At 62.2% G+C, this 12,700-nt stretch carries 7 protein-coding genes; 1 reads left to right on the forward strand and 6 read right to left on the reverse strand.

Annotated features, from left to right (window positions below; all coding sequences use genetic code 11):
• Positions 1 to 26: 26 nt before the first annotated feature.
• From AC5E6W_RS20290 to AC5E6W_RS20305, 4 genes are all read right to left on the reverse strand, one after another.
• Positions 27 to 2,753 (reverse strand): glycoside hydrolase family 3 C-terminal domain-containing protein, encoded by a 2,727-nt coding sequence (locus AC5E6W_RS20290; protein ID WP_491754159.1) that lies wholly within the window; start codon positions 2,751 to 2,753, stop codon positions 27 to 29.
• Complete coding sequence (locus AC5E6W_RS20295) at positions 2,750 to 3,922, reverse strand: endo-1,4-beta-xylanase (protein WP_491754160.1); 1,173 nt, start codon at positions 3,920 to 3,922, stop codon at positions 2,750 to 2,752. The genes AC5E6W_RS20290 and AC5E6W_RS20295 overlap by 4 nt, the downstream gene beginning before the upstream one ends.
• A 78-nt stretch (positions 3,923 to 4,000) precedes the next feature.
• Complete coding sequence (locus AC5E6W_RS20300) at positions 4,001 to 7,405, reverse strand: TonB-dependent receptor (RefSeq protein WP_491754161.1); 3,405 nt, start codon at positions 7,403 to 7,405, stop codon at positions 4,001 to 4,003.
• Between the two features lie 242 nt (positions 7,406 to 7,647).
• Positions 7,648 to 8,907: a hypothetical protein gene (locus tag AC5E6W_RS20305; protein ID WP_491754162.1), complete on the reverse strand. Its 1,260-nt coding sequence runs from the start codon at positions 8,905 to 8,907 to the stop codon at positions 7,648 to 7,650.
• 146 nt (positions 8,908 to 9,053) lie between these two features.
• Between AC5E6W_RS20305 and argG the strand changes: the two genes are divergently transcribed.
• Positions 9,054 to 10,394, forward strand: a complete 1,341-nt coding sequence (argG, locus tag AC5E6W_RS20310; RefSeq protein ID WP_491754163.1) for an argininosuccinate synthase — start codon at positions 9,054 to 9,056, stop codon at positions 10,392 to 10,394.
• 62 nt (positions 10,395 to 10,456) lie between these two features.
• On the opposite strand, the gene AC5E6W_RS20315 is transcribed toward argG, so the two are convergent.
• Both AC5E6W_RS20315 and AC5E6W_RS20320 read right to left on the reverse strand, forming a co-directional pair.
• On the reverse strand, positions 10,457 to 11,866 hold the full coding sequence (locus AC5E6W_RS20315; RefSeq protein WP_491754164.1) for a sensor histidine kinase: 1,410 nt from the start codon (positions 11,864 to 11,866) through the stop codon (positions 10,457 to 10,459).
• A 6-nt stretch (positions 11,867 to 11,872) separates the two neighbouring features.
• A complete protein-coding gene (locus AC5E6W_RS20320) occupies positions 11,873 to 12,547 on the reverse strand; it encodes a response regulator transcription factor (RefSeq protein WP_491754165.1) in 675 nt (224 codons plus the stop codon).
• Between the last annotated feature and the right edge of the window lie 153 nt (positions 12,548 to 12,700).

Below are 12,700 nucleotides of genomic sequence, written 5' to 3' on the forward strand. Positions count from 1 at the left end.
TTATGCGGCGACTTAGCGTTATCGAGCTATCTAGGAAGGGGCTCGGTTCCGCTGATCGTGAAGGGTGCCGAGACTGTCTGTGCCTCGGCTCCTGGCTGCGATGCTCCTACGTATAGTCGATAGTGCCCAGGGAGAATGGCTCGTTGACCGTTGGGTTTGACGATGCTGAGTTGGCGTGGCTCGATGCGCATGTGTTGCGTCGTCGCTGTACCGGCTTCGAGGTGCGTCTTCCAGAAACCCACGAGCGCAATGGGCGCTTCGCCCGGTTGCGTTTCTCCTGGTTCGGGTACAAGGTAGGTTTCAATCACGGCGTCTCCGGGGCGTTGTCCCGCGTTCGTGATGCGGACATCGAAGGAGAGAGCATTGCCTGCCGGTACGGTGTTGGAGGCGAGGTGAAGGTCGGCGTAGGTGAAGTGCGTGTAGCTGAGGCCATCGCCGAAGCGGAACAACGGCTCGCCTTGGAAGTAGCGATAGGTGCGGTCTTTCATCCCGTAGTCATCGAATGGCGGGAGCTGTGTTGTGGAGGCGAAGAACGTGATGGGTAATCGGGCGGATGGATTGTTCTGGCCGAAGAGAGTCTCTGCGATCGCGGTCCCACCATCCTGGCCCGGATACCAGGCTTCGAGGATGGCAGAGGACTCCTGCGCAGCGGCGCCGAGCGCGATAGCGCCGCCGTTCATCAGCACGAGGATGATGGGCTTCCTCGTCGCTGCGAGTGCGTGGATAAGCTGTTGCTGTGTTGCGGGCAGATCGATAGAGGTGCGGTCTCCGCCAGCGAAGCCTTCAACACTGATAGGCATCTCTTCGCCCTCGAGGTTCGGGCTGAGCCCGAGGAATGCGATGACGAGATCACTGCGGCGCGAAGCGGCTACTGCCTGTTCGCGAAGGGCGGTGGCGGGTGGGCTCCACTCGAAGGTGATGCCTGCACCGAAGTGGGGTGCTGAATGGACGTATTCGATGCGCAGAGCGTGTGGCTTTGTGTCAGGGAAGTTGAGCGTGAAACGTGGCGTGGGGGCGTGACGACCCTTTGTGGCTGCATGATCGAAGGCGTGGACGGGCGTGCCATCGAGCCAGACATGGATGCTTTCGGCGTCCTGACAGGTGCTGCAATGTGCGAGGGAGAAGCCGAACTGGAGAGGGCCGTTAACCGGGGAGGTGATGAAGCCGGTCCAGCGTACTGCGAAGCTCTGCGCGCTGAGTTGTGGCACAGGGCGTGCGCCGTTCCAGTCGAAGTCGATGTTGCGATCGATGCGTTCGACTGATGGTGCGCCGTTGAAGTTGTTGCCGGTGAAGTATTCGGCTCGAAGCCCGGTGACGCGATGGCCATGATCATCCGTGCTCAAGAGTGTTTCCGGTACCGGTAAAGGGAAGCCCTCTACGAAGCTGGAGCCTTGTGCGTATTCGATCCGGCCGCGTGTTTGTTCACGCAGCGCAGTCAGCGGCGTGACGGGGTGTGAGGCGACGGCGTTGTAGTTGCCTTCGAGAGAGGCGAGAGAGGCGGCGTTCGGTCCGATCACGGCGATGCGCTGCGCGTTCTTCGCGAGTGGGAGAATATCGTGCTCGTTCCTGAGCAGCACGAGTGAACTCTCGGCGGCTTCGAAAGAGAGGCGAGCGTGTTGCGGGGAATCGTTTTCCTGATAGGCGATGCGGTTGAAGGGCACCGACGCCGGTGGATCGAACATGCCGAGACGAAAGCGGATGGTGAAGAGCTTGCGGAGCGCCGCGTCCAGCTGAGCTTCGCTGACGAGGCCTTGCTTTACGGCACTGGAGAGAGCGGCATACTCATTGCCACAGCTCATGTCAGTTCCGGCCTTCACTCCGGCTGCCGCTGCGTGAGCCATGTCGGGTGCTGCGCGATGTCCCACCGCAACGTCGGTGATCGCGTTGCAGTCGGAGACGGTGTAGCCGGTGAAGTGCCAGTCGCGGCGCAGTGTCTGTTGCATCAGCAGATCGCTTGTGCATGCGGGTGAGCCGTCGATTGCGTTGTACGCACACATCACGCCGGCTACGTGGGCATCCACAACGAGGTCGCGAAACGCTGGGAGGTAGGTGTCTTCGAGGTCGTGTGGAGAGACCTGAACGTCGAAGGTGTGGCGTTCACTTTCGGGGCCGCTGTGCACCGCGAAGTGTTTGGCGGTTGCGGCGGTGCGAAGATACTGCGGGTCGTCGCTCTGCAGGCCGCGGACATAGGCTGAGCCTAACTGCCCGGTGAGAAAAGGATCTTCTCCGAGGGTTTCCTGGCCGCGGCCCCAACGTGGATCACGGTCGATGTTGATGTTCGGCGACCAGAGCGTGAGGCCGTAGAAGATGGCGTGATTATCCTCACGCAACGCCTGGTTGTACTTGGCGCGGGCCTCGATGGAGACTGCGTCGCCGATGCGCTGCATGAGCTTTTTGTCCCAGGTGGCGGCGAGACCGATGGCTTGCGGAAAGACCGTGGCGTAGCCGCTGCGGGCGACGCCGTGCAGCCCTTCGTTCCACCAGTTGTAGGCAGCGACATGCAGACGCGGGATGGCAGGCGCATCGTTCTGCATCTGCGCAATCTTTTCTTCGAGCGTCATGCGGGCGATGAGGTCATCGACACGCTTGCCGAGCGGCCCGCTGGGGTCGAGATAGACAGCGCGTGTTGCGTTGGGGCGGGCCTGAGGTGCGGACGGCGATGGCTGTTGCGCCTTCGAAGCGAACGCCGCTCCGAGGACCAGGCACAGGGGCAAGATCGAAAGAGTGAGGTTGCCAGATCGAGGAGTCATCATGCCTTCGCGTGCCGATCGAGGCCATCGCGCAAGGCGAAGAAGGCGGGCTTGGGGACGAAGTCGCGGTCGAAGGGAAGAGCGCGTTGCGGGCGGTTAGGCTGCTTGCGCTGGTGCGTTGGACCGTTGTTGAGCCAGGTGTAGCGGTCGGTGAATCCCCATGTGAGGACGGCATCTATGCCGGGTTGCTGCATGACGACCTCGAGATATTGGGCGTAGGTTTCAGCGATGATGAGGTCGCGCACGGTTGGGTCGTTGTCCTGGATATCGTCTTCGTTCACGTCGAGTTCGGTAATGTAGAGGCGAAGCTTCATCGCATGGATCGCGGACAGAAAGTCGCGAAGGCCGCTGCCGATGCGGTCCTTGGAGGCGGCCTTGATGTGCGACTGAATGCCGACGGCATCGAGCGGGACGCCACGTGAACGCATGCCTTCTAGGAGGGTGAGTATGTGCTTGCGGCGCTCCTCATCTTCATCGTTGTCATACTCCACGCCGTAGTCGTTGTAGGTAAGGATGGTGTGCGGATCGGAAGCACGCGCTGCGCGGAAGGCGATGTCGATGTAGGAGGGGCCGAGCAGGTCTAGCCACGGGGACTTGCGCAGGCCATCGAGGCGACCATCCTTCGGAAGGATGGCTTCGTTGACGACGTCCCAGGAGTGGATGTGTCCGCGGAAGTGGCGCACCACCGTGGTGACGTGTTCGGTGAGGAAGCGCGCGGCGTTCGAAGGTGTAACGGTCTTTGCGAACCATTCTGGGAGAGCTTCATGCCAGGCGAGGTTGTGGCCGCGAACTTTCATCCTGTGCTGGCGGGCAAAGGCGATAAGGGCGTCGCCGAGAGAGAAGTCGTAGCGGTCGGGGGAGGGGCGAAGAATATTCCATTTCATCTCGCGCTCGGCCACGACCATGTTGAACTGCTGGGCGGCGAGGTCGCGATAGACGGCTTCGCGCTGGAGGACGGCGACATCGATCGCAGAGCCGACGTAGAGTCCATGGGCGGCTGCATGGGCGCGGAGCGAGCCGGGGCCGGCGATCTGGCGATCGGCTGAGGGAAGCGATGGAGCGGTGATGTGGTCCTGATGCGCGCAGCCCATGAGCTGCGGTAGGAATGTCAAGGCCGGCGCGGCTGCCGCGGCGCGCAGGGTGTGGTCGAGAAATTGTCTTCGTGTCAGCATGGGTCCCGGCCATCCGCAAAGAGGTGAAGGACAGGCCACCGGGTTTGGCGATGGCCTGTCGCGGCGAAGGGTTGGGAGCTAGAACTCCAGCTTGAGCGAAAGTTGACCGATGCGGGGATCGCCATTGGTGCCGGTGATGCGGCCGAAGGCGGAGTTGGTCTGGGCGTTCTGAGGATCGCCAAAGTTGGTGTGGTTGAGGACGTTGAAGAACTCGGCGCGGAACTGCAACTCTGAGCGCTCGTAGACGTGGAAGGCGCGGATGACGCTTACATCCCACGAGGCGAACTGTGGACCGACGAAACTGCCCTTGACGATGTTGCCGTAGGTCAGCGCGAGATTGCTGGTGTAGGCCGGGTTGACCGAGAAGCTGGCCGGATTGAGCCACGAGCGGCAGGCCGAGGTAGTTCCCGCGCAGGCATTGGTACCGTACGGGTTCTGTCCATTCCACACCGCGCGGTCGCGTCCGAGGCCGGTGCCATCGACGTTGGATCCGGTGACGGTAAGAGCGTCGCCCGAGCGGAACGCGAAGATGCCGTTGGTCTGCCAGCCGTTGGTTACGTAGCGGATGACAGCGTTACTGCCGTGGAGCTTCGGCAGCGACCAGACATAGGAGAACGTCGCTACGTTGCGGTGATCGTAATCGGCCGGGCCGGTGTCGAGCCGCTTGTAGTTCGGCTCGTAGATGGGCAATACATAGCTGGAGCCTGGCACAACGGCGGTAACACCCTGCGCTCCCCATGGGTTGTTATCGAGGGCCTTGGACCACGTGTAGTTGAAGAACGCGGTGAGCGATGAAGCGATGTGGTCCTGCACGGAGAACTGCAGCGAGTTGTAGTTCGAGTTTCCGCCGGTATCCGTGGTGGCGATAGCGCTGGTGTAATTTTGCTGATTGTTGGCGGAGTAGTAGAGCCGGTGGCCGACCTGCGCAGTTGGACCCTGGTTCCAGATGGGGTTGATGTCGGTGGGGTTGATCTGGTGGCGCGCTTCCGAACCCACATAGGCCAGACGGCTGGAGAGTGTGTTCGTGATCTGCTGCTCGACCGCCAGGTTGAAGGAATAGGTGACCGGAACGCGGAACGTCACGGGGTTGAAGGTGGTGTAGCTGGCGTTCTGGTAATTCGTGGTCGTGAAGTAGTTGGCCGGGGGAGGCTGCGGTGCGGGGAAGGGATTACCGCCGGAGACGCTGGCATACGGATTGGTGAAGATTGCGGGCTTCGAGCCGGCAGTATTGGCGAAGGAAGCGTTGACCGCTGCGACGAAGGGAACGGCGTTGGCGAAGATGTTGTCCGCAACACCCGGCAGACGGGTGTCGTAGAACTGGCCACCGCCGCCGCGGATGCTCGTGTGGCCATTGCCGAAGACGTCATACGCGAAGCCGAAGCGCGGCATCACGTGCGTGTAGACAGGATGGACCATGTCCGGCACGAAGCCGGCGTCCCCAGGGAAAAGAAGCCCGGCGAGCGCGGTGGGATGCGTGGTGGAGATCGTGTTCGAGGCCCATGCGGACGGGCTGAACATGCCCTGGCGACCGAGGGCTTCGTGCTCCGGCGAAAATGGCTCGTAGCGCAGGCCGTAGTTGAGGGTCAGGCGGCGAGTGATCTTCCAGCTGTCCTGGGTGTAGTAGCCCTGCTCGTGGTACCGATTGGTGAAGTACTGTCCTGAGGCCTGAGCGAACGAGACGAGACCGCCGAGCAGGAAGTCGGCCATGGGGCTGGCATCGGTCACATTGCTATTGAAAGTGAACTGGCCAGGCTGCTCATAGTCGTTGGCAACGTCGACTTTCGCCAACTCGAGATGCACACCGAAGGCGAAGGCGTGCTTGCCATGCACCCAGTGCAGGTCATCGCCGAGGGTGTAGTTGTTTCGACGGAAAGTCGCGGCGGGGTTGTCGCCGATGGTGAAGAAATTGCCGAACGTGGAGTTACCAACCGTGATCTGGTTGATCTGGCTGAAGGCAGGCTGCCAGATGTTCACGCCGAGGGTTGCGACGCTGGGCGCACCCGCCAACGGCCCGCGCTCAGAGTCGTCGATCTGGTAGCTGAGGATGAAGTTATTCAGGAGGTTGGAGCTGAACGTGTGCGTTTCGGAGATGAGCGCGTTGTGATACCGGATTGACGCCTGGTCGCTATAGCTGAGCAGGTCCGTGAGATCCAGCACGGCCTTCTGGTCGTAGCGGTCCTGAAAGTAGCGCAGGGTCAGGTGGTCCTTCGACGTGAGCGCATGATCGCCGCGCGCCGTGTACTCGATGTAGTTCTGGCTACTTGGCTTGAGGAAGTTCACCGTTGGATTGGCATTGGTGACGGCGGGAAGGTACTTGAGCAGGGCGACGGAAGCCGGATTGAAGTCCGCGGGATTGACCTGGCAGGTAAAGGTGCCGCCGGTGGGCGTGCAGGGATACGGTGTCAGCGTGGTGGGGTTGAGGATCGCGGTGGCCGAGTTCAACCCGGTGAAGGTGCCGGCGATCTGGGACGGCGTGGGCAGGGTCGCTGTTCCGCCCGAAGCCAGGTTGCGGTAACGCGTGGCCTGCATGCCGAAGGAGAAGAACGTCTTGTCCGTGCCGTTGTAGAGGTGTGGAATGCGCACTGGACCGTTGAACGTGCCGCCGAACTGGTTGCGCTTGAGAAAGTCCCGCGTCTTCACACCATTGAGATAGGTGAAGTAGTTGGCTGCGTTGAAGACACGGTTGCGCACGTACTCAAAGGCGTCGCCATGGAACTTGTTGCCGCCGCCGCGGGTGATGATGTTCACCACGCCGCCGGCGTTCTGGCCATACTCCGCGTTGTAGTTGCTGGTCTCGACCGAAAACTCCTGGGTCACGTCCGGGAACGGAAACGGCGCGTTGACGTTGGTGTACTCGTCGACGTTGTTGCCGCCATCCAGCATGTAGTTCACCTGGTTGGCGCGTGTGCCATTGATTGTGACGGCGGCGACGACGGGAAACGTCTTTGTGGATCCCTGGTCGATGTTGGTGCTGGGCGAGACGACGACGCCGGGGACCAGCGTGGTCATCGTGGCGACATTGCGTCCATTCAGCGGAAGGTCGTTGACGCGCTTCTCGTCGATGACCTGCGAGAGGGTTCCGGTGGTGATATCCACCTGCGGCGGCTGTTCGGTGACGGTGACGGTCTCTGTCGCGGCGCCGACTTTGAGGGTGGCATTCACCGTAAGTGCCTGGTCGGCTTCGAGGATCGCACTGGTCTCCAGATAGGTGGAGAAGCCTGAGGCGGTGGCGGTCACAGAGTAGGCGGCAGGAGCGACTGACGGGAAGATATAGCTGCCGGAAGCGTCAGTAATCGCGGTCAGGGTCTCTCCCGTGGCGGCGCGCTTCAGTGTCACCTTCGCGTTGGGGATGGCGGCGCCGGAGCTGTCGGTGACGGTACCGCTGATGCGGCCGAGGCCTTGGCCGTGGGCCGTCAGCGAGAGGGCAAACGCCGCCACAAAGAGGATGGCGATGCAGACGGCGTGGCGAAGAGGACGGGTCATGCTGATCTCCTGAGAGTCGGTACAGTTCTATTCCGGTCTGCTGGCGCAGGTGGGGTTGTGGCCGGAATCACCCCCGCGGACTGCCAAGTTTCACGACGAGCGAACAAGGCATTCCGAAAGCGTGAGGATTTCTACAGACCGGAGGCACAGGTAGATAGACAGGTACCGTCCGTGACGGTCAGGAATTGAGATATGTGTTGTATTTTCAGTGTCTCCGGCGGGGGTTCGGAGAGACGAAGACCTTACTCGGACGAGACCGCGACGACCCTGGGGGGACCCGGGGTGCCGTCTGTCACGGTGGTCGCGAGCACGATCTGAACGTTGCTGTGGGGGTCGCCGAGCTTTGCTGCCTTGGAGACGGACTGCATCAGCGTCGGGTCGGTAAGGAACTCGCCGGCGGCTTCCGTGCCGTAGGTGTAGAGGCCGCCGATGACGACGACCACTCGGCCAGTGTCTGAATTCCAAATTCTGGAGATGAGGGCGTAGTCCTGCAGCGAGGGTGTGCCCGCTGCTCCCTGGTGATCGGTGGGCTGGTTGGTTCCCCAGGCCCAGTTGCGGGCCTCGGGGTGCAGGGAGTCCTTGATATAGATGAGGTGCTTTTCGGGGTCGAGGGCGAGGGAGTAGCGCAGGCGGCGGGTGAGGCGGAGGCTCCACTCGTTGTTGAAGGCTCCGATGAGGACCACCGGGCTCTCGCGGAGCTCGGAGAAGCTGCTCTGGCGCTCCTGCCGAATGACAACCTGCTTGCCGTGGACCTCCAGCGTGCCGAGGACTCGGGCGATGGTGACGGTGTCGGCGAAGGGAACCACAGCCGACGAGGCCGAGTGGACCATGGGAAGGGCGGGGGACTGGTCGGTAGCGCCGGTGGAGAGCGTTGGTGGGCCGTTGGGAGCGTCGCCGACTGCGAGAAGGACGGAGCCGGGGGTGTCGAGCACGGGCTTCCAGAAGAGTTCCTGCGCGGTGCGCGGTCGGACCCTGGTCCAACCCAAGGTTGCCACTGCGAGCAGAACGACGACCACCATCGCGGCGATCAGGGCCCAGTGCCGCGGAGCGAAGGCCGATGCAGGAGCGATCGGGGCGGACTCTGGATGCTGCCCCGCAGGGGGATGGGCTGGCGCATGTGCGGCCGCCTGCTCTTCGGTCTCGGGCAGCGAAAATTGCGGAACGTAGGAGCCTGGAACGAGGCTCATGACGAGTTCGTGACGGTGTTCCGGCTGGCCGTAGTAGATGGCGAGGCGCTTGCGGACCTCGATGGCGGCGGTGCGGACGACGTGATCGACGTTGGTGTCGTAGGAGGGGTTGCGGCCGAAGACCTCAATCCCGATGGTGCGTTCCTTGATCTGGTCGGCCTCGCCCTCGAGGGTGCGGTCGACGACGTATCGCAGGAATTGGACGGATCGCTTGCTGGCGCAGAAGATGCGGTCCTGCACCAGGTTTTCAAGCTGCTGCCGGATGACGGGAGGCGCGATCCCCGTGCAAGGCTCTTCCTGGACGGCTGTGGTCATGGTCTGCGACGTGGCCGGATTCTAACACCGCGCTAAGAGGATCGTCCCGGGGCGGACGAAGAGGCGTCAACGGGGCTGAAATCTGTCCCCGGTAAAATGGACGAGACGCTCGGCGCGAACGCCGAGAGCCAGAGGATTTTTCTTTCATGTCTGTGATTCTTGAAGATCTGCCCGTTGGCCAGAAGGTTGGCATTGCGTTTTCCGGCGGGCTCGACACGAGCGCTGCGCTGCACTGGATGAAGACGAAGGGGGCGGTGCCCTACGCCTACACGGCGAACCTCGGCCAGCCGGATGAAACCGACTATGAGGCGATTCCGCGCAAGGCGCTGGAGTATGGCGCCGAGGTGGCGCGGCTGATCGACTGCCGTGCGCAACTGGTTCGCGAGGGCATCGCAGCGCTGCAGGCCGGAGCGTTCCACATCTCGACGGCCGGCGTGACGTACTTCAACACAACGCCGATCGGGCGGGCTGTGACCGGTACGATGCTGGTGACGGCGATGAAGGAAGACGACGTCAACATCTGGGGCGACGGCTCGACCTTCAAAGGCAACGACATCGAGCGGTTCTATCGCTACGGCCTGCTGGTGAACCCGGAACTGAAGGTCTACAAGCCCTGGCTCGATGCGACGTTCATCGATGAGCTCGGCGGGCGCAAGGAGATGTCGGAGTTCCTGATCAAGAGCGGCTTCGACTACAAGATGTCGACGGAGAAGGCGTACTCCACGGACTCGAACATCCTGGGCGCGACGCACGAGGCGAAGGACCTGGAGCTGCTGAGCTCGTCGATCAAGATTGTGCAGCCGATCATGGGCGTGGCCAGTTGGCGCGACGATGTTGTGGTGAAGGCCGAAGAGGTGACGGTTCGCTTCGCGGAAGGCATGCCTGTCGCGCTCAATGGCGCCGAGTACACGGACCCTGTTGAACTGTTGCTGGAGGCGAATCGCATTGGCGGGCGTCATGGCCTGGGCATGAGCGATCAGATCGAGAACCGCATCATCGAGGCCAAGAGCCGCGGAATTTACGAGGCTCCAGGGCTGGCGCTGCTGTTCATCGCGTACGAGCGGCTGATCACCGGCATCCACAATGAGGACACGATCGAGCAGTATCGCGAGAACGGGCGCAAGCTGGGCCGGCTGCTGTACCAGGGGCGCTGGTTCGATTCGCAGGCGCTGATGTTGCGCGAGGCGGCACAACACTGGGTTGCGCGGCCGATCACGGGCGAGGTCACGTTGGAGTTGCGCAGGGGCAACGATTACTCAGTGCTCAATACTGAGTCGCCGAACCTTACGTTCAAGCCGGAGCGTCTAAGCATGGAGAAGACGGCATCGAGCTTCTCTCCGAAGGATCGCATTGGCCAGCTGACCATGCGCAACCTCGACATCACCGACACGCGTGAGAAGCTGCTTACGTATGCGAAGTCGGGATTAATTTCGCTGAGCAAAGGCACGGAGATGCCGCAGCTCAAGAGCGGCGACAAAGACGAGTAAGAGATTGTGGATCGATCAAGCGGGGCTGGCCATGGGCCGGCCCCTTGCTTTTAAGCAGTGGCTCAGGCGGTGGCTTCTGCGAGGCCGAAACACAGCGTGAACGTCGAGCCCTTACCTTCGTGGCTCTCGACACGGATCTCCGCGCGATGGCGGTCGGCGATCCACTTGGCAATGGAGAGGCCGAGGCCGATGCCTTCAACTTCAGCTCGTGAGGGATCGGCGCGGTAGAAGCGGTCGAAGACGCGCGGCAGGTCTGCAGCGGCGATCCCGATGCCGGTGTCTGCGACCTCGACCATCGCGACCTGCTTGATGCGGCGCATCGTCACGCGCACTTCGCCGGTGGCCGGCGTGTACTTGATGGCGTTATCGAGGAGGATCCAAAGCATGCGCCGCAGGCTGGGCGCGTGGCCGAGCACCATCATGGGCTCGTTGGACGAGCCGACCGAGTCGACGAACTCTATGAGCACGCCGCGCTGTGCGGCGAGCTTGCGGCCCATCGCACAGGTCTCTTCAACGAGGACGCTGAGTTCCACAGGCTCCAGCGAGATGTCGACGGGTTCGGCGTCAGCACGGGCGAGCTCGAGCATCTCTTCGAGCAGCGTTGCGGCTCGGATGGACTCGTCGGCGATCTCCTGAAACGAAGCTCGACTGGTGGCGTCGAGTTGAGGATTGCGCATCGCGACTTCGGCCACGAGGCGTGTGAGCGAGAGTGGTCCACGCAGCTCGTGCGAGGCATCGGCAGTGAACTGTTTGAGGCGGCGAACGGCGATTTCGAGCCGCTCCAGCATGTCGTTGCAGGTCTCGCTGAGCCGCTCGAGTTCGTCGCTGGTGCGGGTTACGGGGAGACGCTCGGAGAGATTGCGAATGCTGATGGAGCGCGCCTTCGCGGTGATGCGGTCGACGGGACTCAGTGCGCGGCGGCTGATCCAGTAGCCTCCGGCCATCGCAATGATCAGCAGCAGCGGCGCCGAGGTGACGAGGCCGTTCCAGAAGCGATCGAGGAGCAGGCGATTGCCAGCCTCCGGCGCCGCTGCGGCGAGGATAACGTCGACATCTCCCATGCGATACGGCCGCACCATGACCCAGTAGGGCTGGCCGTTGGTGGTGGCATGAAGGAACTGCTCTCCACTTCTGTAGTCTGCGCGAGGCCAGGAGAAGCCGTCTGCCGCGGCAGAGGGAGAGGGCCAGTACAACTCGCCGTCGACGTGAAAGACTTCGACGAGACCATTGCCTGTGGCCGAAGCGAAGTCATGGAAGTCGCTATAGCGGTCGTCGTTACTCTGCTGGGCGTCGCGCCTGAGCAAATCCTGCAGGCGATCAAGCCTGCGATCGAGTGTCTGGCGGCGCTCGCCGGTAAGCGTATGCTTCAGCGTGAACCACATCGCAGCGCCGAAGAGAAACCAGCCGGTGAGCAGGATAATGCCAAACCAGACGGTCAGACGCAACGAGATGGAGAGGGGACGACGCGGCATGAGGCTTCAGCTTTCGGCGCGGAGGCAGTAGCCTACGCCACGCACCGTGTGCAGGAGTTCAGGCTCGATGCCTTGTGTGATCTTGCCTCGCAGGGCCCGGATGAAGACGTAGAGGCTGTCGAAACTGACGTTGGCGTCCATGCCCCAGGCCTGCTCCAGCAGGATGCTGTGCGGCACGATGCCGGGCGAGCGGCGCATGAGAGTCTCAAGCAGAGCGCATTCGGTGCGGGTGAGTACGAATGTGCGCTCGCCGCGTTGCATCTCGAAGGTCTCCAACCGAAGTTCGAGATCGGCGATGCGCAGTGTCATGCCCGGAGCATGCGGGATGCGGCGCTCCGTGGCTCGCACTTTGGCGAGCAATACATCGAGGGCGAAGGGCTTGGTGAGGTAATCGTCGGCGCCGGCATCGAGGCCCTCCACGATGTCCTGCATGGAGTCACGGGCGGAGACGAGGATGGTTTGCGTGAGGAGACGATCGTTGCGGATGCGACGAATCACCTCGAAGCCATCCATACGCGGCAGCATCACGTCGAGCAGAATGAGATCGAAGTTCGCGGTGCGACCTAGGCGTAGGGCTTCGCTGCCGTCGGGCGCGAGTGTGACGCTGTGGCCTTCGATTTCGAGCGCACGGCCGATATGCAGCGCAAAGCTGCGCTTGTCTTCGGCGATAAGGATGCGCATGACAACGACCGTACGTACCTATTGTCAATATTCCGTGAAACGGACTTCGCGCCGCCGACTTATCAGATTCGCCTTAGATTGGTTTGCCAGACTGCACGCAGCGAATTGGTCGAGCCCTTTGGTGAACCCAGCGACGTTCGGCCGCGCGAAGGA

Source organism: Bryocella sp. (genome assembly GCF_058498515.1).

What these genes read in the sequence shown, in the direction of transcription:
- AC5E6W_RS20290 (WP_491754159.1), bottom strand. Translation starts at nt 2,753, where the DNA reads ATGATGACTCCTCGATCTGGCAACCTCACTCTTTCGATCTTGCCCCTG.
- AC5E6W_RS20295 (WP_491754160.1), bottom strand. Translation starts at nt 3,922, where the DNA reads ATGCTGACACGAAGACAATTTCTCGACCACACCCTGCGCGCCGCGGCA.
- AC5E6W_RS20300 (WP_491754161.1), bottom strand. Translation starts at nt 7,405, where the DNA reads ATGACCCGTCCTCTTCGCCACGCCGTCTGCATCGCCATCCTCTTTGTG.
- AC5E6W_RS20305 (WP_491754162.1), bottom strand. Translation starts at nt 8,907, where the DNA reads ATGACCACAGCCGTCCAGGAAGAGCCTTGCACGGGGATCGCGCCTCCC.
- argG (WP_491754163.1), top strand. Translation starts at nt 9,054, where the DNA reads ATGTCTGTGATTCTTGAAGATCTGCCCGTTGGCCAGAAGGTTGGCATT.
- AC5E6W_RS20315 (WP_491754164.1), bottom strand. Translation starts at nt 11,866, where the DNA reads ATGCCGCGTCGTCCCCTCTCCATCTCGTTGCGTCTGACCGTCTGGTTT.
- AC5E6W_RS20320 (WP_491754165.1), bottom strand. Translation starts at nt 12,547, where the DNA reads ATGCGCATCCTTATCGCCGAAGACAAGCGCAGCTTTGCGCTGCATATC.